At 44.6% G+C, this 20,582-nt stretch carries 24 protein-coding genes; 23 read left to right on the plus strand and 1 reads right to left on the minus strand.

The window, feature by feature from the left end; all coding sequences use genetic code 11:
• The first annotated feature begins 124 nt into the window (after positions 1 to 124).
• The 23 genes from fur (at position 125) to AA84_RS0104975 (ending at position 19,750) form a co-directional block, all read left to right on the plus strand.
• A complete protein-coding gene (fur, locus tag AA84_RS0104860) occupies positions 125 to 625 on the plus strand; it encodes a ferric iron uptake transcriptional regulator (RefSeq protein WP_028976271.1) in 501 nt (166 codons plus the stop codon).
• 170 nt (positions 626 to 795) lie between these two features.
• Positions 796 to 1,062, plus strand: a complete 267-nt coding sequence (locus tag AA84_RS17115) for a DUF4227 family protein (RefSeq protein WP_037563004.1) — start codon at positions 796 to 798, stop codon at positions 1,060 to 1,062.
• A gap of 5 nt (positions 1,063 to 1,067) precedes the next feature.
• Positions 1,068 to 1,967 (plus strand): tyrosine-type recombinase/integrase, encoded by a 900-nt coding sequence (locus tag AA84_RS0104870; RefSeq protein WP_028976272.1) that lies wholly within the window; start codon positions 1,068 to 1,070, stop codon positions 1,965 to 1,967.
• Positions 1,968 to 1,996: 29 nt separating this feature from the next.
• The gene (locus AA84_RS0104875) at positions 1,997 to 2,806 is read left to right on the plus strand and encodes a purine-nucleoside phosphorylase (protein WP_028976273.1); all 810 of its coding nucleotides are present in this window, start codon (positions 1,997 to 1,999) and stop codon (positions 2,804 to 2,806) included.
• Positions 2,807 to 3,252: 446 nt separating this feature from the next.
• Positions 3,253 to 4,428: a D-alanyl-D-alanine carboxypeptidase family protein gene (locus AA84_RS0104880; protein WP_028976274.1), complete on the plus strand. Its 1,176-nt coding sequence runs from the start codon at positions 3,253 to 3,255 to the stop codon at positions 4,426 to 4,428.
• Between the two features lie 163 nt (positions 4,429 to 4,591).
• Positions 4,592 to 4,942 carry an anti-sigma F factor antagonist gene (spoIIAA, locus tag AA84_RS0104890; protein WP_010027231.1) on the plus strand — a complete coding sequence of 117 codons (351 nt, stop codon included), beginning with the start codon at positions 4,592 to 4,594 and terminating at the stop codon, positions 4,940 to 4,942.
• Positions 4,943 to 5,383 carry an anti-sigma F factor gene (gene spoIIAB / locus AA84_RS0104895; protein WP_010027230.1) on the plus strand — a complete coding sequence of 147 codons (441 nt, stop codon included), beginning with the start codon at positions 4,943 to 4,945 and terminating at the stop codon, positions 5,381 to 5,383.
• Between the two features lie 12 nt (positions 5,384 to 5,395).
• Positions 5,396 to 6,154, plus strand: a complete 759-nt coding sequence (gene sigF / locus AA84_RS0104900) for an RNA polymerase sporulation sigma factor SigF (RefSeq protein WP_028976275.1) — start codon at positions 5,396 to 5,398, stop codon at positions 6,152 to 6,154.
• A 138-nt stretch (positions 6,155 to 6,292) separates the two neighbouring features.
• Complete coding sequence (spoVAC, locus tag AA84_RS0104905; RefSeq protein WP_028976276.1) at positions 6,293 to 6,742, plus strand: stage V sporulation protein AC; 450 nt, start codon at positions 6,293 to 6,295, stop codon at positions 6,740 to 6,742.
• Positions 6,743 to 6,756: 14 nt separating this feature from the next.
• Positions 6,757 to 7,770, plus strand: coding sequence for a stage V sporulation protein AD (spoVAD, locus tag AA84_RS0104910; RefSeq protein ID WP_028976277.1), 1,014 nt, complete (start codon positions 6,757 to 6,759; stop codon positions 7,768 to 7,770).
• 2 nt (positions 7,771 to 7,772) lie between these two features.
• The gene (gene spoVAE / locus AA84_RS0104915; protein ID WP_028976278.1) at positions 7,773 to 8,123 is read left to right on the plus strand and encodes a stage V sporulation protein AE; all 351 of its coding nucleotides are present in this window, start codon (positions 7,773 to 7,775) and stop codon (positions 8,121 to 8,123) included.
• Positions 8,124 to 8,151: 28 nt separating this feature from the next.
• A complete protein-coding gene (locus AA84_RS0104920; protein WP_037563009.1) occupies positions 8,152 to 9,639 on the plus strand; it encodes a spore germination protein in 1,488 nt (495 codons plus the stop codon).
• 129 nt (positions 9,640 to 9,768) lie between these two features.
• Complete coding sequence (gene lysA / locus AA84_RS0104925; protein ID WP_028976280.1) at positions 9,769 to 11,097, plus strand: diaminopimelate decarboxylase; 1,329 nt, start codon at positions 9,769 to 9,771, stop codon at positions 11,095 to 11,097.
• 172 nt (positions 11,098 to 11,269) lie between these two features.
• The gene (locus AA84_RS0104930) at positions 11,270 to 11,647 is read left to right on the plus strand and encodes a GNAT family N-acetyltransferase (RefSeq protein WP_028976281.1); all 378 of its coding nucleotides are present in this window, start codon (positions 11,270 to 11,272) and stop codon (positions 11,645 to 11,647) included.
• A gap of 96 nt (positions 11,648 to 11,743) precedes the next feature.
• On the plus strand, positions 11,744 to 12,532 hold the full coding sequence (locus tag AA84_RS0104935) for a segregation/condensation protein A (RefSeq protein ID WP_028976282.1): 789 nt from the start codon (positions 11,744 to 11,746) through the stop codon (positions 12,530 to 12,532).
• Positions 12,495 to 13,097, plus strand: a complete 603-nt coding sequence (scpB, locus tag AA84_RS0104940; protein ID WP_037563011.1) for an SMC-Scp complex subunit ScpB — start codon at positions 12,495 to 12,497, stop codon at positions 13,095 to 13,097. Before AA84_RS0104935 ends, scpB begins: the two co-directional genes overlap by 38 nt.
• Positions 13,098 to 13,185: 88 nt before the next feature.
• Positions 13,186 to 13,509 carry a hypothetical protein gene (locus AA84_RS0104945; protein ID WP_028976284.1) on the plus strand — a complete coding sequence of 108 codons (324 nt, stop codon included), beginning with the start codon at positions 13,186 to 13,188 and terminating at the stop codon, positions 13,507 to 13,509.
• A 463-nt stretch (positions 13,510 to 13,972) separates the two neighbouring features.
• Positions 13,973 to 15,103 (plus strand): serine hydrolase, encoded by a 1,131-nt coding sequence (locus AA84_RS0104950; RefSeq protein WP_028976285.1) that lies wholly within the window; start codon positions 13,973 to 13,975, stop codon positions 15,101 to 15,103.
• Positions 15,100 to 15,687 (plus strand): nucleoside recognition domain-containing protein, encoded by a 588-nt coding sequence (locus AA84_RS0104955; protein WP_028976286.1) that lies wholly within the window; start codon positions 15,100 to 15,102, stop codon positions 15,685 to 15,687. The genes AA84_RS0104950 and AA84_RS0104955 overlap by 4 nt, the downstream gene beginning before the upstream one ends.
• A complete protein-coding gene (locus AA84_RS0104960) occupies positions 15,684 to 16,214 on the plus strand; it encodes a spore maturation protein (protein WP_028976287.1) in 531 nt (176 codons plus the stop codon). Before AA84_RS0104955 ends, AA84_RS0104960 begins: the two co-directional genes overlap by 4 nt.
• 123 nt (positions 16,215 to 16,337) lie before the next feature.
• Positions 16,338 to 17,063 (plus strand): pseudouridine synthase, encoded by a 726-nt coding sequence (locus AA84_RS0104965; RefSeq protein WP_028976288.1) that lies wholly within the window; start codon positions 16,338 to 16,340, stop codon positions 17,061 to 17,063.
• Between the two features lie 177 nt (positions 17,064 to 17,240).
• Positions 17,241 to 17,963 (plus strand): response regulator transcription factor, encoded by a 723-nt coding sequence (locus AA84_RS0104970; protein ID WP_028976289.1) that lies wholly within the window; start codon positions 17,241 to 17,243, stop codon positions 17,961 to 17,963.
• Entirely contained in the window at positions 17,960 to 19,750 is a 1,791-nt protein-coding gene (locus tag AA84_RS0104975) for an ATP-binding protein (RefSeq protein ID WP_028976290.1), read from the plus strand. The genes AA84_RS0104970 and AA84_RS0104975 overlap by 4 nt, the downstream gene beginning before the upstream one ends.
• 385 nt (positions 19,751 to 20,135) lie before the next feature.
• On the opposite strand, the gene AA84_RS0104980 is transcribed toward AA84_RS0104975, so the two are convergent.
• The gene (locus tag AA84_RS0104980) at positions 20,136 to 20,393 is read right to left on the minus strand and encodes a ferredoxin (protein ID WP_028976291.1); all 258 of its coding nucleotides are present in this window, start codon (positions 20,391 to 20,393) and stop codon (positions 20,136 to 20,138) included.
• Positions 20,394 to 20,582 lie beyond the last annotated feature (189 nt).

Consider the following 20,582-nt stretch of genomic DNA (forward strand, 5'->3'; position numbering starts at 1 on the left):
CAAATGATCTTATTGATAATAGAAGCCTTTTTTGAACAATCCTAATGATTGAGAAAAGGATGGTTTGGTTCGGAGAAGCAGCTCAATTGTTTGTGGGTCATTGGTGCGTAAAGGGGGCGCTTTTGTGGAAGGCAGGATTAACCGGATTAAAAAACAGCTCCATGGACAGAAGTATAAGCTGACGCCACAACGAGAAGCGACTGTTAGAGTCTTGCTGGAGAACGAGCAAGATCACCTGAGTGCTGAAGATGTCTACCTGCTCGTTAAAGAGAAAGCACCAGAAATCGGACTGGCGACCGTTTATCGAACCCTTGAATTGTTAACAGAACTTAAAATTGTAGACAAAATTAACTTCGGCGACGGAGTGGCACGATACGACCTTCGCCGCGAGGGGGCAAGCCACTTTCACCACCATTTGGTCTGCGTTGAATGTGGTTCAGTTGATGAAATTCAGGAAGATTTACTGAGTGAAGTCGAAAAGGTTGTTGAACGTAAGTGGCATTTTAAAGTGAAGGATCATCGTCTGACCTTTCACGGCATCTGTCATCGATGCTTGGAAAAGCACGAAGAAGAAAGTCGATTAAATAAAGAAAAACCGTATCTTCAGGAGACAGAGAAAGTATAACTGTTCCTGTTTTCAAGCAGCCTGAGTGAATCAGACTGTTTTTTCATATCTTTCCTTTCGACAACCAATCGATAGGAGAGCGTCAACCTCAACAGAAAAGGTATGCCTTTTTCGCAATATTCTCCGCTCTGTTTCATAGGATGAACTAAAATCCATTTGATGGAGCGGAGATGAATGAATTGAAGCTATTCTTTCGTATCAGTGCTGAACTGATTAAGGTTATTTTTCTCTTTATACTTTTTACAGCACTTTTTTATTATGGACTTTCCGGAATGGACAACGTTCAAGACTACCTGCACCGTTATGATGAACCGGATTCAGAGGCTGTTAAAGTGACACGGACAATAGACGTCGGGCTTCACAAAGCAAACAGGAACGATCAAGGCGGACCACGTCCACTTTCACGCTTTTTTGAATTTATAAGAGATGGAGAATAAGCGAATTGAAAAACAGTTTGGATAATTTCTTGATACAACTTGCTGATGAACGCGGTTTATCAGAAAATACAATTGATGCTTATCGAGGCGACTTGTCTCAGTATCTCGAATTCTTAGAGCGATCGAACTGCAGGCAATGGCGCGATGTAACCCGTGTGATGGTGATGAACTACCTTTATGCTTTAAAAGATCGGGGACTGGCTCCAGCGACGCTTGCTCGAAAGGCCGCAGCAGTACGTGGACTGCACCGTTACCTGCTCAGAAGCCAGCAAACGGAAAATGATCCTGCCTATACGCTCAATCATTTGACGAAAGGCTCTGAAAAGTTGCCTCCGGCTGTGTTGTCACTGGATCAAATCGAACAGCTTCTTTCCGCACCGGATCAAACATCGCCAACAGGAAAACGTGATCATGCCATGCTTGAAGTGCTCTATGCAACAGGGATGCGTGTTTCCGAATGTATTAAGTTAAATCGCGAGCATGTCAATCTAGAGATGGAATTTGTCCGTTGCAGCGGAAGTCGCAATCATGAACGAGTGCTTCCGCTTAATGCGCAGTCTGTGCAGGCATTGCGGGAATACATAGATGACCGAGACCAAGATCCGGCTAAAGAAGCACCGGATCGGCCACTTTTTCTAAATCGATTGAATAAAAGGCTGTCTCGGCAAGGGGTTTGGAAGATCATGAAATATTATGCCGTACAAGCAGGGATTAAAGATAAATTTTCGCCGGAAACGATCCGCCAGTCTCTCACCGCACATTTATTCGCAAATGGAGCACCGATCGAATTTGTCGATGAATTGATGGGACGAGCACCACATGCAGCGGCACTGCGGTTTCCGCGCTCGCGTCGGCAGCCGCTAAAAAAAATCTACATGGCGTACCATCCACGTGCAAAAAAATAAAATGAATGATTCAAGACAGGAGCGATTTTATGAAAACAATCGAAGAAGTGATAATGAAGGTTAGAGAAGCAACCGCTTACAAACCCACGATCGGGTTAATTCTTGGATCAGGGCTTGGTGATTTGGCTGATCAATTGCATCAGGCGGTACGCATTCCCTACCGTTCTCTGCCTCATTTTCCGGAATCAACGGTAAAAGGGCATAAAGGACAATTTGTCATTGGCGAACTTGAGGACAAAATTGTCGTAGCGATGCAAGGGCGTTATCATCACTATGAAGGCTATTCCCTGGCACAAGTGGCTTTCCCTGTATACGTCATGAAGGCAATGGGCGTGAAACAATTAATTGTTACCAATGCATGCGGCGGCATCAACACTGAATTTAATCCAGGAGATCTGATGTTGATTACCGATCATATTAACATGCTTGGTGACAGCCCGCTCATAGGCGCAAATGATGAAGCGTTGGGGCCTCGCTTTCCGGACATGTCCCATGCCTATAGTCCGCGGTTGATCCAAACAGCCAAGGAACTGGCAGAACAGCGCAACATCGAGGTTAGGGAGGGCGTATATCTGGCTACTCATGGGCCTCAATATGAAACGCCTGCAGAAATTCGCATGATGCGCGTTATGGGGGCGGATGCGGTCGGCATGTCTACGGTTCCTGAGGTGATTGCTGCCAGTCATCTTGGCCTGGAGGTTCTCGGTATCTCTTGTATTACCAATATGGCTTGCGGAATTTTGGATCAGCCACTGTCTCATAAAGAAGTTATTGAGACGGCAGATCGCGTAAGAAATGACTTTACTGCACTGATTCAGTCGCTCATCCGTTCAATATAACCTTTTCATTTTTTATAGGGCATTTCAACGTTCGCTTGCGCCGTTGAGATGCCCTTTTTATTAAGCTAAGATTTTGCCCCGTCTTCAAACCCATAGACCCATGTCTTGGCAGAGAATCAAGCGGAGGTGCTCTGGCGCCCGCGGCAAGCGAGTAACCGAAGCGACGATTCAGCACCGAAAAGACACGAGCCCATCAAACATGGTTGGAGATTAGGGACCTGGCGCTTTTTGCCCGGTTTTTCTTACTTAAAAACGCAGAGATGAGCATTTTCCTAAGGTGGTCGGCGCATCCAACTGCCGTTCCTCACCACCAGTGTCTATCAACCTGACAACGGTTGCGTGATTCTAAAGAAATCATTGAAGAAATCTCATATTTTTTCTCTCCATATCCGGTATAAAAGCAGTGGGTATGGACAAAATGTTATGGAGCATATTGAGGGGGTTTTTTGATGAAGGTATTTTCTGTTTGGATAATCTGTGCCTCACTTCTTTTTGCCTCTTTTGTTCCTGCAGGATCGGCTTTTGCCGAACAAAAGAATAAGGCCGATCAGGAGAATGGTAAACTGAAATCAGCAATTGTTATGGAGCAGGAAACAGGGAAGGTATTCTTTGCAAACAATGAAAATAAAAAGCTTCCACCGGCGAGTATGACCAAGGTGATGACACTGCTGCTCATTTTTAAAGCACTGAAAAGTCACCAGCTTACCTTGAAAGATAAAGTCAATGTGAGTGAGCACGCGGCATCAATGGGCGGTTCTCAGGTGTTCCTTGAACCCGGTGAATCGATGACGGTAGATGAAATGCTCAAAGCAATTTGTATCGCTTCGGCAAACGATGCTTCTGTCGCGATGGCAGAGCATATTGCCGGGTCAGAAAAGGCATTTGTTGAAAAAATGAATCATGAAGCAAAACGCTTGGGGATGAATAACACCCATTTTGTCAATCCAACAGGTCTTCCGGTAGCCAATCATTATACGACAGCGCATGATATGGCGATTATGGCGCGCGCGCTTATAAAGTTCCCAGAAGTTCTTCACTATACTTCAAAATATGAAGATTACTTGCGTGAGAATACGGATAAGAAATTTTGGTTGGTCAATACAAATAAATTGATTAAAACCTATCCAGGCGCAGATGGATTAAAGACCGGCTTTACAAACAATGCAAAATATTGTTTAACGGCAACCGCGCAAAGAAATGGGATGCGCGTTGTGGCGGTCGTAATGGGAGCGCCGTCCCCTAAAGAGCGCAACAAGGAGATTGCCGCTCTCATGGATAATGCTTTTGCAAACTATTCAACGAAACTGCTTCTAAAAAAACATAAACCAGTAGCGATGGCAAAAGTGAATAAAGGGGATCAAGCCCAAGTTCCAATTGTCACACAGCAGCCCACCGTACTGCTCCTAAAAAAAGGTGAGCGTACGAAAGGAATCAAAAAAACCATCAAGATGAACAAGGCGCTTAAGGCGCCAATAAAGTCAGGGACGGTTGTCGGTCAATACATTGTGATGAAAAAGGGAAAAGTCCTATCAAAAACACCGCTTATTGTTAAGCATCAGGTCAAGCGCGCGACATGGTGGCAGTTATTTAAGCGGAGTGCTGGATCTATTTTAACCCACTAAGGTTCTAGGAAAGGAACGTGCTATTTTGGCATGTTCATGATGGTTTTGACGAAAAGGCACTAGTTCTGTCGGCAGGCAGGAGTATGCGAGAAGAAGAGAGAACTGAATATATAAATAAATGGGTCGTCCGTTCGTTGGACGGTTCATGGAGGGAGGAGCAGCATTGAGTCTGAAAACCGAGTTAGAAGTGAAGTATGGGGTGCTGTGTATCCGGCTTGAAGGTGAGCTTGATCATCATACTGCTGATGAATTGAGGGAAAAGGTCAACCGTGTTATGGATGAGCAAATGGTGCAGCATATCTTGTTAAATCTAGGAAATCTCACATTTATGGATAGTTCAGGTCTAGGCGTTATTCTTGGACGATACAAACGTATTTCAGGACTTGGCGGAGAAATGGTTGTCTGCTCGATTTCACCAGCCGTGCGCCGGCTTTTCGAACTAAGCGGTATGTTTAAAATTCTCCGACTTGAAACTGATGAAGACTATGCACTTCACACTCTGGGGGTGGCCTGAATGAGAAACAAGATGTCGCTAACCTTTTCGGCTGTCAGTGAGAATGAGTCTTTTGCACGTGTCACCGTTGCGGCATTCGTCGCGCAGCTCGATCCAACGCTTGATGAACTAACGGAGATTAAAACCGTGATCTCTGAAGCAGTTACGAATTGTATCATTCATGGTTATGGAAACAGCGGTGTTGGTGATGTTACGATAAAAGCCGTTCTTGAGGACGGCAATGTGACGGTATCGGTGCATGATGACGGTGTTGGGATTAACGATGTAGAGAAGGCGAAACAGCCGCTCTACACGACAAAGCCTGAATTGGAACGCTCAGGAATGGGCTTTACAATTATGGAAAACTTTATGGATCATGTCACGGTTGAGACTGAGGAAGGCAAAGGAACCACGATCATCATGACCAAGGAAATTGCCCAAAATCGAGCGGTATGCAAATAGGGAGACATGCAAATGGAGCTTGATCGAAAAACGGCATCTAAGGAACCGTTGCTTGATGATGGTGAAGTGAAGAAGCTGATTAAACAAAGTCAGGCGGGAGATCATGATGCACGCGACCGGCTGGTTCAGAAGAATATGAGGCTGGTCTGGTCGGTTGTTCAGCGTTTTATCAACCGCGGTTATGAGCCAGATGATCTGTTTCAGATCGGCTGTATTGGTTTGCTGAAGTCGGTTGATAAATTCGATCTTTCTTATGACGTTCGTTTTTCTACTTACGCGGTACCGATGATCATCGGAGAAATTCAGCGTTTTATTCGTGATGATGGGGCCGTTAAAGTCAGCCGGTCTTTAAAGGAAACCGGAATCAAGGTGCGAAAAAAGAAGGACGAGTTATCGAAACGATTCGGGAGAAATCCAACAATTAGCGAATTAGCTGAGGCATTGGAACTGTCTCCCGAAGATGTGGTGCTTTCTCAAGAAGCAATCCGTGCTCCGTCATCAATCCATGAAACGGTTTTCGAAAACGATGGAGATCCAATTACCATTCTGGATCAGATTTCAGACACGGAGAGCGGAAAATGGTTTGATCAAATGATCGTCCGGGAAGCTGTCGAACAATTGAATGAGCGTGAGAAACTGATCGTGTATCTTCGTTATTTTAAAGATCAGACACAAACAGAGGTTGCGCAGCGACTTGGTATCTCGCAGGTTCAAGTCTCACGTCTTGAAAAAAAAATACTCGAAGAAATCAAAAGCCAGATGGCCGAATAACGGTTATCCGGCTTTTTTCGTTTTTCACTTTGCCACGCCGTTTAACTTCTCCAATCCACGAATTCTCACACTTGAGCATAATTTAAACCACTTGGCAGATACTAAGAATCAGTACGATTCGGAAGGGAGTATCTGCTTATGCTTAATGATCCCAAAAATTATAAAGAAAACGTCAAAGCGTATCAGCCGAAGGTGCCTTACTTTATGAATTGTTTCAAAGCATTTTTGGTTGGCGGCTTCATCTGTTTGATTGGTCAAGGTGTGCAAACATTTTATATGCATGTCTTTCATTTTTCAAAACAAGCTGCAGGAAATCCTACGGTAGCCACGCTGATTCTGGCTTCAGCACTGCTGACTGGCTTTGGTATATACGACAAGATTGCTAATTTTGCTGGAGCGGGAACCATTGTTCCGGTGACTGGATTTGCAAATTCGATTACAAGCAGTGCGCTGGAACATAAAAATGAGGGTATCGTTCTTGGAATAGCAACGAACTTGTTTCAACTGGCCGGTGAAGTCATTGTGTTCGGGGTTGTGTCTGCAGCAGTATTAGGCATAATTCGTCTGTTTATTGAACATTTATTCTGAGGAGGCGTGAGCGCTTGAGTAAAGTTAGAAAGCAAACTTGGCGATTCGATCAACCGATTTATTTGGGAGCGACGGGTACGGTCGTAGGGCCTCTAGAAGCGAGGGGGCCATTATCCGCAAGTTTTGATAAATGTTATGAACATCTTAATTGCGGCCAAAAATCGTGGACAGAAGCCGAACGTGCTTTACTCCGACGATCGATCTCGTTTTGTTTGGCAAAAGCCGGAAAAGCAGAGGGAGACATCGATCTTTTTCTCGCAGGCGACTTAATGGATCAAACCGTGACGTCAAATTTCATTGCCCGAGAGAGCCGAATTCCGTTTCTCGGCATGTTTGGTGCCTGTTCAACCTCAATGGAAACATTGGCAACCGGAGCAATGCTGGTTGACAGTGGCTTTGCGGACAACGTGCTCTGTGCCGTCAGCAGCCATAATGCAACCGCCGAAAGGCAATTTCGCTATCCAACGGAATACGGTGGCCCGACAAAACTGACCCAAACGTTTACAGTGACGGGAGCGGGCGCTGCGCTGCTAACCAAAGAACCTGGAAAAGTGAAAGTTAAGGAAGCAACGATTGGAAGAGTCATCGACTGGGGAATTAATGATGCGGCTAATTTGGGAACGGCGATGGCTCCTGCTGCAGCGGATACAATATGGACCCATTTTCAGGATACAGGCAGAACACCTGACGATTATGATCTCGTTGTTACCGGTGACCTATCAGCTGTTGGTTCGCCGATTTTAGATGAGATTCTTTTAGAAAAGGGTCTAGATATCAGTTCCGTTCACCAGGATTGTGGAACGATGATTTATACGTCTGATCAACCGGTAAGTGCAGGAGGAAGCGGCTGCGCCTGTTCCGCAGTCGTGACCTATGGTTATTTATTCAACAGATTGGCGGAGGGTTCATTGAAGCGCGTTTTAGTGGTCGCGACCGGGGCGCTGCTTAATAGTTCGACCCCGAAGGAGAAAGATACCATCCCGTGTATCGCACATGCCGTGCTTTTGGAATCAGCTAAGGAGGGTTAAAAATGATCTTTATCTATGCTTTTCTCGTCGGTGGGGGAATTTGTGTTGTCGGACAATTGCTTATGGATGTGTTCAAATTGACGCCTGCACATGTTGTTGCCAGCTTTGTGGTTTTAGGTGCGGCTTTGGATGTCTTTGGTATCTACGATCATCTTATTGAGTTCGCTGGGGCCGGTGCGACCGTTCCAATAACAAGTTTCGGTCATTCTTTGCTTCACGGCGCGATGGCGGAAGGCCATGAGCACGGTTATCTAGGTATTGCAATGGGCATTTTTAAATTGACTTCAGCAGGGATTACTTCTGCAATTCTCTTCGGATTTATTGTTGCTCTGATTTTTAAACCGAAGGGATGAGTCTGTGCTGGATGGAGGATTCAGGAGAATGGAAAAACAAGCAGCCAAACCAATAAGCAAAGCAATCACAGATAATGCGGATCAAATGCAGCAGATTCTTGACATCGGTCCCCATAATTTTGATGTAGGGATGCGTGAAATCAGGATACTTGGCAGAGATTGCCGAATATACTATACCAACAGTCTGGTGGACTCGAGCATCCTTGTCGTTATGATGCGGGAATTCATGCGTTTTCCGAATAAAAATGAGAAAAATGTAAATGTATTTGAAGAGATCAAACAGCATTTAGTACATCAGCAGGTTGAAGAAGTCACAACACTTAATGACTCGATCGATAAAATGCTGACAGGGCGCATCGTTATTTTTATTGATGGCGAATCAACAGGCTTGTGCATTGATCTTCGGCACTATCCAGGACGAACGCCGCAAGAACCGGATGTAGAAAAAGTTGTGCGCGGTTCTAAGGATGGATTTACAGAAAATATTATTGAAAATTCAGGTCTAATTCGAAGGCGTATCCGTGATCCTCGCTTTCGTTGTGAAATTTCACAGATCGGTGTCCGTTCAAAAACGGATGTCTGCATTTGTTTCTTGAAGGATGTGGCCAATCCAGGATTAATCAAAACAATTCGCAAAGAATTAAAAGCGATTGATGTTGATGGAATCCCGATGGCTGATAATGCTATTGAAGAATTTATCTTAAAGCAGGGATGGAACCCTTTCCCGCTTGTCCGCTATACGGGACGACCGGATGTCGCGGCTGCTCATCTTCTTGAAGGGCATGTCGTCCTTGTTTCGGATACATCGCCAAGTGTCATGATTTTGCCGACAACGCTTTTTCACCATGTTCAGCACGCGGAGGAATACCGACAAGTCACCGCTTCAGGAGCGCTGCTGCGCTGGTTTCGTTTTATGGCGATTCTTGCTTCCATTTTTCTTGTGCCATTATGGCTGCTTCTTGTAACGAATCATCTGTTGCCGGATTTTCTTAATTTCATTGGGCCGAATGATAAGGATTATAATATTCCCTTGATCCTTCAGATTCTGATTGCAGAAGTGGGGATTGAAACGCTTCGACTTGCCGCGATTCACACGCCTACTGCACTGTCGACAGCACTCGGACTTATTGCAGCGGTTTTGATTGGGCAGATTGCAATTGAAGCAGGGATATTTGTTCCCGAAGTCATTTTGTATACGTCGGCAGCCTCCATCGGCGGTTTTGCGACCCCAAGTTACGAGCTTCAGTTAGCAAACAAAATGGTAAGAATCCTATTAATCTTGGCGGTTGGTTTATTTCATGTCCCTGGATTTATGTTTGCTTCAACCTTATTCATCATTTACTTGGCGCAGGTTCGCAATATGAATACCCCATATCTGTGGCCGTTCATCCCGTTTAATCCAACCGGTCTCTTTAATATCGTCATTCGCCGTGCTTTGCCAACTTCGGTTATCCGTCCGAGCATTGTACGTCCTGTGGATAAATACCGCCAGCCTGCGAAAAGCAAGACGAAGTAAACCTTGTCTTGAGCAGTTAATCATGATAAACTATCACTAAAATTTTGTACGTATTTTTCAAGAGATCAGGCGGGGAAAAGGGTGCGCTTTTTACATACGGTAGCGGACGCTTTGTCTAGAATGGGGAGGATTGCCGTGTTCGGCACACAGGAAATTAATCGCGACGGCCACCTTTACATTGGCGGTATTGATACGAAAGATTTGGCAAGAGAGTTTGGTACGCCGCTGTATGTTTATGATACAGCGTTAATTAAAGACAAAATTAATCAATTTAAAAAGGCGTTTGATAAACACGAAGGGATTACCTGGCAAATTGCTTATGCAAGCAAGGCTTTTTCCACTCTTGCTATGATCCAATTGGTGAATGAACAGGGCTTGTCGCTTGACGTTGTCTCCGGAGGCGAATTGTTTACGGCTCTCAAAGCAGGAATGGATCCTAAACGGATTCATTTTCATGGGAACAATAAGTCTGAGTCAGAACTTGCGATGGCCTTGGATGCACGAATCGGAGCCGTTATTGTCGATAATCGCGATGAGCTGGAGCTACTTGAACGCATGTGCGCCGAGCGCGATCAACAAATAGCTATTTTGCTTCGTGTGACGCCGGGCATTGAGGCGCATACTCATGAATTTATCATGACCGGCCAAGACGATTCGAAATTTGGATTCAACTTGGCCAATGGAATGGCGCAGCAGGCTGTGCAGCAAGCGCTGCAAGCAGCACATCTTCAATTAATCGGTATCCATGCCCATATCGGTTCTCAGATTTTCGAAACGGATGGCTTCACTGGTGCCATTCGTGTCATGCTCAAGCACGTGAATAAGTGGACACGAGAATTGGGTTTTGCACTTAACGTGCTAAATGTCGGTGGCGGCTTCGGAATTTGCTACACAGAAAAGGATCGTCCGCTGCCCATTACTTCCTACATTGATGCCATTGTTGAAACAGCAGAAGAGGAGTGTGCGCGTTATCGATTACCACTGCCTGCACTTTGGATTGAACCGGGACGTTCGATTGTCGGAGAAGCAGGAACATCGCTGTATACCGTCGGGGCTGCGAAAACGATCCCGGGTATACGCAATTATTTGTCTGTTGACGGCGGGATGGCCGATAATATTCGTCCGTCGCTTTATCAAGCAGAGTATCAAGCGATTTGCGCAAATCGGGCGCTTGAACCGAAAACAAACAAGGTTGCGATTGCCGGAAAGTGTTGTGAGTCCGGCGATATTCTAATTAAAGAACTCATGCTTCCTGAAACTTGCAGCACCGGTGACTTACTTGCCGTGTTTTCAACAGGCGCATATGGCTATTCAATGGCCAGTCACTACAATCGCATTGCTAATCCTGCCGTTGTGTTTGTTGAAAACGGTGAAGCAGCACTCGTAGTCAGACGTGAAAGCTACGAAGATTTGATTCGTTACGATGTACCGTTAAAGAACCTTTCTCCAAATATTTAATGAACAGATGCGCTTTATCACGAGTTAAACTCGGAAGGTTCAAACGTCCATTTTATCGTTACATCAGGTGAAAAGATGCACAGCCTGATTGTTTTGGGTATAATATAAATCGTGTGCTTGGTTTCTTAGCAATGAAAAGATTATGTTATCTCATAGTTATGAGGGGTTCAACATGCTGATTCGCTATAAAAAGAGTTACGAGAAGATAGCCATGGGTCTGCTGTCTTTTATCCCGTCTGAAAAAGAGATAAAGCTGCTTTTGCAAACCGTACAAAAGTACGAAGAGGACGAAAGCTGGCAGCTGTTTTTATGGAAAGATGATGAAGATATACTGGGTGTGGTCGGGGTTCACTTGACTTCGGAGCACGAAGCGGTAATCGAGCATATTAGTGTCAATCCTTCCTACCGAGCGGAAGGGGTCGGCAAGCAGATGATTTTGGCATTGAGGCAGTTTATTGGCGAGCATGTTCATCTGGCTCCGTCTCAAGCCATTAAGTCCTACTTCAACAAATGTTTTCAAGAAGGTGAGGAAAAAGAAACCAATTCCTGATATGGTTTCTTTTTTTTGCTCGTCCGTAGGATCAAACGATTCATCACTTAAGATCAGGAAATGCTGGAAAAAAAGATGAAATCAGGGGGATAAAGCTTGGAATACAAAGTGAAAATCGATGCTTTTGAAGGTCCTCTTGATTTACTTCTGCATCTGATAAAAAAACTGGAAATTGATATTTATGATATACCGGTTGCTGAAATCACCGACCAATATTTAGATTTTATTCACCATATGCAAAAGCTTGAATTGAATATTGCCAGCGAATATCTGCTTATGGCAGCAACACTTATTGCGATGAAGAGCAAAATGCTCTTACCAAAAACAGAGCTTCAATCCGTGAATGATGATGACAGCTATGAAGATCCAGAGATGACGCGTGAAGCATTGATGCAGCAGCTGCTTGATTACCGTCAATATAAAGAAGCGGCTGAAGCGCTAAAGGAAAATGAGCAGGGTCGAATGCAGCTTTACTCAAAACCGCCGTCGGATTTGACTGCGTACGAGAACAATGATCTGACGTCTATTCCAGTTTCCGGAAGAGCAACGGTTCATGACATGTTGCATGCATTCAGGCGGCTTATGTTAAAGAATAAATTGGAAAAACCATTAAATACAAAAATTGATCGTCAAGTTTTACCGATTGGACAGCAGATGAATTTGGTGATGAACAAGTTAGTGTCCGCCAAGCATCCCTTATCTTTTCAGTCACTTTTCTCCTATCCGGATCGGACACATCTCATTGTGACGTTTCTTGCCCTGCTGGAACTAATGAAACTGAATGCGATTCACTGCATGCAGAATGAAAATTTTGATGATATCATGATCAATCTTGGAGAAGGAGCAGATGATTTTGAAACGGGAGAAAATTCATTCGATTATTGAGGGACTACTCTATATAACAGGAGAAGACGGCGTACAAGTCGAACAAATACATAGGGTGCTTCCAGAATGTACGAGAGATGAAATTAGTGACATTGTAGAGCGGATGAAAGAAAATTATCAAACAAATGAATCAAGCGGATTAATGATTACGGATCTTCCTAATGGCTACCGTCTGACAACCAAACCGTTCATGAAAGACTATGCGAAACAATTTGCAGCTATTCCAAAAACAGCGCCGCTGTCTCAGGCAGCTTTGGAGACGGTAGCTATTATTGCATACAAGCAACCGGTTTCGCGTATCGATATAGAAGAAATTCGTGGCGTAAAGTCTGAACGAGCACTTCAAACGCTCGTTGTGAAGGGACTCATTAAAGAAGTTGGACGCGCTGAAGGAAGCGGTCGAGCAATCTTATATGGTGTTACCCCTTTATTTCTCGACTATTTTGGACTCCATGACTTAAGTGAACTTCCTCCGCTTGCCGAAATGATGAAGCAACAGAATGAACAAGTTGATACCTATGATCTATTCTATGACCAGTACAAAGAAACCGTAAAAGACCTGTAATCATTCTTGTTTTCACTGATTCAAACTTGAGCCAAGTACAGCACCTTGTCGTATAAGCTGCAGCAGCAGCTAACAGGAGGAGATTTCCGTGTTTGAACAGCTAAAAAACTACTGGAAAAATTTTGCTGAAGAATATCGTCAGCAGGTGATTGCTTTCGGTCTAAGTATGCCCCTTTTTATCGCGATACCGGCACTGCTTACCGTATTGATGGTGCATGGCGCTTTCCTCACCAAAGTGTTTCTTTTTTTGATTTTACTGGCTTTTTTTGCTGTTTTTGTCCTAATCCCAATCATACTCCTTATGAGTGCATCCTTTGGGTCAAAGCGATTTCAACTTTATTGGATCATCGTTCAAACAGTCTTTTTCGTCTTTTGGATCATTCTGTTTCAAATCGCTCATTTCTATTTCTGACAGGATAAGAAAGTGTAGGATTTTGCCCCGTCTTCAAACCAATAGACGAATGTCTTGATCGAGAATCAAACCGGAGGTACTCTGGCGCCTGCGGGATCGCGCTTAGTTGATGCGTGCCAACGAGACCCCGCAGATTTCTGTTTGTCTGAGGAGGCTCGCGGTGCGCCCGCGTCAAGCGAGCAACCGGAGCGGTGATTCAGCACGGATAAGACACGAGTCCATCACACATGGTTGGAAATTAAGGACCGGGCGTATTTTGCCCGGTATTTCTTTTGGAAATCCATTCATATTCTGCTTGTCCTCGCATACCGTTCTTATAAAGGGTGTCCAAACAGTCCGGGTACAAGTACCTCACATGTCGTGAATCATCTTATCAGCTCCTATGAAAATGATGATCCCGGATATACTTTACCCTAAACGTGTCTGCTAAAGATTAGGACAGGGGATGGAATCTGTGGGAGTCATGCTAAAAAGAGCGTTCCTGTTTTTTCTGTGTTTCAGCATAGTTTTTTCAATTTTTCCACGAACTTCAAAGGCTTCGGCAATGCATGTTTCTGCGCAATCCGCTGTACTGATGGATCAGTCGTCCGGACGCGTATTATTTCAACAAAATAGTAAGGAGAAATTGCCCATTGCCAGCATTACGAAGGTCATGACTGCCATTCTAGCGATTGAGTCAGGTAAAATGAACAGAACTTTTACTACCAGTCAGGAAGCGTTGCGCACCGAAGGATCGTCGATTTACTTAAAAGTGGGCGAAAGAATGAAGCTTCGAGATCTCGTATACGGGTTGATGCTGCGTTCGGGAAATGATGCTTCACGGGCAATCGCTGAAGCAGTGGCCGGCAGTGAGCACGGTTTTGTACTGTTGATGAACGAAAAAGCACGCGAACTTGGTATGACCGATTCACACTTTACCAATCCTAATGGACTTGAGCATCCGAAGCATTACTCAACGGCTTATGATATGGCGTTGATGATGCGTTACGCGATGGGGAATGCAACGTTTCGCGAAGTGACGGGAACAAAACTGCACCGGGTACCTGAAACCAATAAAGAAGCAGCGCGCGTTTGGAAGAATAAAAATAAAATGTTGTCTTTATATAAATACGCGACTGGCGGAAAAACCGGATTTACTAAAGTAGCACACCGAACGCTTATTTCAACTGCCTCGAAGAATGATCTGAATCTCGTTGCTGTAACGCTCAATGACGGCGATGACTGGAAGGATCATCAAACAATGTTTGACTGGGCATTTGATCGTTTTACACCGATTGAAGTGGTTAAAAAAGGCAAAATAAGGGCAAAGGTTCATAAATTTTATAAGCATCATATCTATGCGGAGCGCTCTCTGGTGCTGCCGCTTACCAATGATGAAAAAAGAAAGATTCAAAAACGGCTCGTACTCATTAAACCGAGAAATGTGAAAAATTGGGAGCCAGATTCGCCTGCCGGCCGGTTAAGCTTATTTCTGGGACGGACAGAGCTCGCATCGCTTCCAATTTACTATAAGCAGGCAAAGAAAAAAGAAACTCATTTTTGGTCACGTTTTAGCGGCTTGTTTCAATCGATCTTGACGGGGACAAACCGATGATTAATTTAATTTGGGTTGCGCTTTTTTTAATCGGCATGGGTTACGCTGCGGTAAACGGTACGATGGATGACGTCAACAAGGTATTGTTCTCTTCAGCGAGTGACGCCGTGCAGATTTGTTTTGGACTTGTCAGCATTCTCATCTTTTGGCTGGGCTTGATGAAAATTGCAGAGAAATCCGGCTTGCTGGACAAACTAAGCAATCTGTTTAAACCGGTGATGAAAAGAATCTTTCCTGAGGTTCCTCCGGATCATCCGGCAATGGGCTATATTTTATCGAATACAATCGCCAATATGTTCGGATTGGGTAATGCGGCAACCCCAATGGGTATTAAAGCGATGGAAGAATTGAAAAAACTTAGCGGAGGCAAAGCAACGCCGAGCCGATCAATGATCACATTGCTTGCCCTGAATACTTCAGGACTGACGCTGGTACCGACGACGGTCATTGCAATCAGGATGCAGAGCGGTGCCCATTCACCGACGGACATTGTCGGTCCAACCTTGCTGGCAACACTTTGTACAACTGCTGCAGCACTTCTTATTGACCGTTACTTCTATCATCGCAGGAGGCGAAAAAAATGAGTCTGATTACAACATTCTCAACATGGCTGGTTCCATGTCTGATCGCTGTTGTTTTGCTTTATGGGACGCTCAAAAAAGTACCTTCTTATGATGCATTTGTTGAAGGCGGAAAAGAGGGATTTTCACTGGCCATCTCTGTGATGCCCTTTTTGGTCGGCATGCTGGTTGCGATCAGTGTCTTTCGCGCGTCTGGCGCAATGGATGCGCTAATCCACTTCATTCGTCCGCTGATGTCGGCAATCGGCATGCCGTCTCAAGTGCTGCCGCTTGCTTTAATGCGTCCATTATCCGGAACCGGCGCTCTCGGATTGATGACTGATCTGGTCAAGACTTACGGTCCCGATTCCTTTGTTGGACGCCTTGCCTCCGTCATGCAAGGCAGCACCGATACGACTTTCTATGTTGTTACGGTCTACTTTGGTGCCGTAGGGATCCATCGAATCGGGGACGCATTAAAGGTTGGACTGCTTGCTGATCTTGTCGGTGTAATCAGTGCCGTTTGCATCGTTACTTGGGCTTTTGGGTGACCCATTTGCATGCGCTATCTACGATGAAGAACGAAAGTGAGCGGAGTGTGTCAAAACCATGAATAAAAAATGAAACTTGAGAAAACAGAGTTGCCGCGTTATGATATCTGTTGAGGTGGAAGAATGGAACGTTTACAAAAAGTGATCGCGCGTGCCGGCATTGCTTCGAGACGCAAAGCGGAACAATTAATCCTTGATGGCAAAGTAGCGGTTAACGGTAAAGTGACGGATACGTTAGGCTCAAAGGTCTCTGCAACTGATCGAGTAACTGTTGACGGTGTCCCGCTTGATAAAGAAAAACTTGTGTACTACCTTTTTTATAAACCGGTTGGTGTGATTTCAAGTGTGAAAGATGATCGTGGACGTCGAACGGTTGTTGATTTCTTTAAGCAAGTTCCGGAACGCATCTTCCCGGTCGGCCGGCTCGACTACGACACGTCGGGGGCACTGCTCTTGACCAATGACGGGGCACTTGCGAATCGGTTAATGCACCCCAGTTACAAATTTAATAAAACATACATAGCTGAAGTTCGTCCGGCCCCAACAGCCGAGCAACTGAGCCAACTGGCTAATGGCATTCGTTTGGAGGATGGAATGACAGCAAAGGCACGCGTGAGGCTGCTTTCCTCGAACCAAGAAAAACGAACAGCTTCTGTCCAGCTAACGATTCATGAAGGCAGAAATCGTCAAATCAGAAGGATGTTCTCAGCACTTCATTTACATGTGTGCAAACTGAAAAGAGAACGCTACGGATTTCTCGACTTGAAAGGATTGCATCCGGGCGAGGCTCGTGAACTGACCGTTTCTGAGGTCAAAACACTCGCGCGTGAAACCGACACTCAGAAATAATACTGTATTTTTTAAAGAAATTGTTTAAAATAAGACATAGGTTTGACACAATTGCAGGAAATGTCGATGTATGACAGATTTTTTGCTTAACCATGCTGGAAAATCAGGGATCGCGTTAAAGCTAAAAAAATCGAATACAGAGAGATAGAGGCGCTGCTTGGAAAAGGGAGGATCTGGATGAAAGAGAAAACGGCATCTATTTTGGTTGTTGATGATGAAGAAAGAATACGTAAGCTGTTGAAAATGTATTTGGAACGTGAGCAATATAGGATTGATGAGGCTGAAGACGGTTCGATTGCTTTACAAATGGCATTGGAGAAAGATTATGATTTAATCTTGCTTGATTTGATGCTTCCAGGAATGGATGGCGAGACCGTTTGTGAGAAACTTCGTGAGTCAAAGGCAACGCCTGTAATCATGCTGACAGCGAAAGGTGAAGAAGCAAATCGTGTCCAAGGTTTTGAAGTCGGTACGGATGACTACATCGTTAAGCCGTTTAGTCCACGCGAAGTTGTTCTTCGCGTTAAGGCATTGTTGCGGCGTTCTTCTAAAACGAAGTTTTTAGAAACGGAAACAACAACAAAAAATGTTATTGTCTTTCCGCATCTGACTATTGATCATGATGCGCACCGTGTCAAAGTTGATCAGCATGAGGTTAGCCTGACGCCAAAAGAATATGAACTGCTCTATTACTTAGCGCAAAATCCGGATAAAGTTTTCTCAAGAGAACAGCTTTTGAAGGACGTATGGAACTATGAATTCTTCGGTGATTTGCGAACTGTGGATACACATGTCAAACGACTGCGCGAAAAACTTAACAAGGTTTCGGAAGAAGCAGCAGAGATGATTGTTACCGTTTGGGGCGTCGGCTATAAGATTGAAGCAGACTCTGCAACATGATTTGGCGGAGTATGATTGGCAAGCTATGGGCAACCATCATTGCTATTGTTACGATTGTTTTGTTGTTTCTTACGTTGTTTCTGCTTCAATTTTTTCAGAATAATAATATTCAGCAAGCGGAACAGCAAATGGAGAAAATTGGCTGGAAATCCGCTGAATTAGTTGTACATCCTCAAGGACGAACAATGAATGAGACCTTGAGAACAGTAAATGATTTGGCGGACGTATATAATGCGGGGTATGTTCTGATTTTGCGGGATCAGGAGTGGCGCAGCGCCTCTAAATCCGTTACTTTCGGATTGCATCGCGCATTCTTCGAACAGGATGCAACGTTAAAACAAGCACTTACCGGGCGAAAACCGGTCAAAAAAATCGGGATGTTCCAGGTATCTGAGAGGCATTCAAGCAAACGACTGCTTGTTGTAGGCGTTCCGGTGCGCAATGAATCGGGAACATACGGCGCGGTTTATATGGTGCAGTCCATACAGATTGCGCAAAATGCGATTGATCAGTCAAAGAAGCTTATTTTTATTGCAGCGGGCTTTTCAATTTTATTAACAACGTTTTTCGCATTCTTTTTATCAACGCGAATCGGTTCCCCGCTGAGAAAAATGAGGAAAGCTGCACGTCAAGTTGCTCTTGGCAACTTTGATATTAAAGTCCCGGTCGTAACGCGTGATGAAGTTGGCGATTTAGCGGTAGCTTTTAATCATATGCGCGAAAAATTGAAGGAAAATATGAATGCTTTACGTCAGGAAAAGGAGCAGCTCGCCGGTATTCTTCAGAACATGGCCGACGGCGTACTTCTTATGGATACAAAAGCTCAGATTGTTGCCGCCAATCCGCCTGCTGCGCACTTTATCTACTCATGGAACTATGAGCACAAAAGTATTCGATCGCATGCAGAGACGCCGGATCCGTTGAAAAGGCTGTTTCATAAAGGCGCTGAAAAAAATGAGCAGCAGACACTCGAACTCGAGGTGCAGGGACGGATCTGGGTCGTAATCTTGCGTCCGTTGTATGATCAGGAAAAAGTGCGCGGGTCTGTGGCTGTGCTGCGCGATATGACAGAGGAGCGCCATAACGATCAGATGATTCGCAGCTTTGTCGCGAATGTTAGTCATGAGTTAAGAACGCCGATTGCGATGATGCAGGGCTATAGTGAAGCAATCATTGATGATATTGCAGAGAGTGTTCAAGACAAAAAGGACATGGCGCAAATTATTGTTGATGAATCAAAACGAATGGGGCGTCTTGTCAATGAACTATTAGATCTCGCTAAACTAGAGGCCGGCCACTTTCAATTGGATCGTCGCGAGGTTGCACTAGACGACTTTTTTAAACATAACATTACAAAATTCAGTAAATTAGCTGCTGATACAAAAATTAGGATTCAATCGGACCTAGAGGGTATCGATAAAACCAAGTTCTTTATGGATCCGGATCGTGTGGAACAGGTCATGACCAATTTGATTGATAATGCGATCCGACATACACGAGAAGGCGGAGCAGTCACCGTCAAAGCGCGGATTGAGATGGATCGTCTTCATGTATGGATTACCGACTCAGGCGTCGGGATTGCCAAAGAGGATATTCCGTTTGTTTTTGAACGTTTTTATAAAGCAGACAAGGCAAGAACACGCGGCAAAACGGGTACGGGTCTTGGCCTGGCCATTGCGAAACATATCGTCGAAGCGCATGGCGGCGAGATTACGGTTAACAGTATTAAGGGCGAAGGAACAACCTTTCAATTTACCTTAAAAAAGACGTTGCCTGTTCAATCATAAATCGACAAAGCTTGTCTCTTATTTCACGGTTTTGGATTTATCGATCGGTACACTTTCTTTTGACAGCGTTTAAAGATGAAAAATCGCAGTTGCGCGTCTTTTATGCGTTCCTTTAAAGCATGTTTGCTCTGCAAGCCTATTTTATAAGACTAGAAACACTCGCGCTCTCTCAAGCGGGTAGTTCTTTAGTCATAAAAGCTGCAGAGAATCATAGCAGAGTACAGGGGCGTTAACTTTATCACGGTTTGACCCTAAGAGAGATTGGGATATTCTGAACAAGTGGAGCAGAGCAACGTCACCAGTGAATGAAAAAAGCTGAGGGTGTCTCAAAAGTCAATTGACTTTTGGGACGCCCTCAGCTTCACGTTACCTCTTTTATTTCTGGTCAGATGCCAACCGTATGATTTGGCTTGCCGTGAAACGGCTGATCTGAAACACAGATCGATTCGGTTGGGCAGCCTTCATAGGCATCAACCAAGTCGTCGATCAGCTCATCAGGAACGGCGGTGTCTCCCTTATTGAGATCAAGCATTGAAAAAGCAATGCCTTCCTCATCGTAATCATATAAATCAGGTGCTGATGCTGCACATGCACCGCACGCAATACATGTTTCTTTATCTACAATTGTAAATTTCTCAGCCATAGTCATTTCCTTTCTGTCACTCGTCGATTAATTCGGTTCATTGACTTTTATTTTAAAGAAGCGGCTTAATCTTTTCAATAGAGTTATGGACACAACCGTGACTATTTGTCGAAATCAGCGCATAAAAAAGGTAAAATAAAAGGAGCAGGATACAGAACGTAATCGATGAGCATGAAGGTCATCAAACCG

The sequence above is a fragment of the Sporolactobacillus terrae DSM 11697 genome, from assembly GCF_000648615.1.
In the GTDB taxonomy this organism is placed as follows: domain Bacteria; phylum Bacillota; class Bacilli; order Bacillales; family Sporolactobacillaceae; genus Sporolactobacillus; species Sporolactobacillus terrae.

Excerpts from the sequence above, each read along its gene's own strand:
- AA84_RS17115 (WP_037563004.1), top strand. The coding sequence starts at position 796 with ATGAATGAATTGAAGCTATTCTTTCGTATCAGTGCTGAACTGATTAAG.
- AA84_RS0104875 (WP_028976273.1), top strand. The coding sequence starts at position 1,997 with ATGAAAACAATCGAAGAAGTGATAATGAAGGTTAGAGAAGCAACCGCT.
- spoIIAB (WP_010027230.1), top strand. The coding sequence starts at position 4,943 with ATGAGAAACAAGATGTCGCTAACCTTTTCGGCTGTCAGTGAGAATGAG.
- sigF (WP_028976275.1), top strand. The coding sequence starts at position 5,396 with ATGGAGCTTGATCGAAAAACGGCATCTAAGGAACCGTTGCTTGATGAT.
- spoVAC (WP_028976276.1), top strand. The coding sequence starts at position 6,293 with ATGCTTAATGATCCCAAAAATTATAAAGAAAACGTCAAAGCGTATCAG.
- spoVAE (WP_028976278.1), top strand. The coding sequence starts at position 7,773 with ATGATCTTTATCTATGCTTTTCTCGTCGGTGGGGGAATTTGTGTTGTC.
- AA84_RS0104920 (WP_037563009.1), top strand. The coding sequence starts at position 8,152 with ATGGAAAAACAAGCAGCCAAACCAATAAGCAAAGCAATCACAGATAAT.
- AA84_RS0104930 (WP_028976281.1), top strand. The coding sequence starts at position 11,270 with ATGCTGATTCGCTATAAAAAGAGTTACGAGAAGATAGCCATGGGTCTG.
- scpB (WP_037563011.1), top strand. The coding sequence starts at position 12,495 with ATGATTTTGAAACGGGAGAAAATTCATTCGATTATTGAGGGACTACTC.
- AA84_RS0104950 (WP_028976285.1), top strand. The coding sequence starts at position 13,973 with ATGCTAAAAAGAGCGTTCCTGTTTTTTCTGTGTTTCAGCATAGTTTTT.
- AA84_RS0104955 (WP_028976286.1), top strand. The coding sequence starts at position 15,100 with ATGATTAATTTAATTTGGGTTGCGCTTTTTTTAATCGGCATGGGTTAC.
- AA84_RS0104960 (WP_028976287.1), top strand. The coding sequence starts at position 15,684 with ATGAGTCTGATTACAACATTCTCAACATGGCTGGTTCCATGTCTGATC.
- AA84_RS0104965 (WP_028976288.1), top strand. The coding sequence starts at position 16,338 with ATGGAACGTTTACAAAAAGTGATCGCGCGTGCCGGCATTGCTTCGAGA.
- AA84_RS0104970 (WP_028976289.1), top strand. The coding sequence starts at position 17,241 with ATGAAAGAGAAAACGGCATCTATTTTGGTTGTTGATGATGAAGAAAGA.
- AA84_RS0104975 (WP_028976290.1), top strand. The coding sequence starts at position 17,960 with ATGATTTGGCGGAGTATGATTGGCAAGCTATGGGCAACCATCATTGCT.
- AA84_RS0104980 (WP_028976291.1), bottom strand. The coding sequence starts at position 20,393 with ATGGCTGAGAAATTTACAATTGTAGATAAAGAAACATGTATTGCGTGC.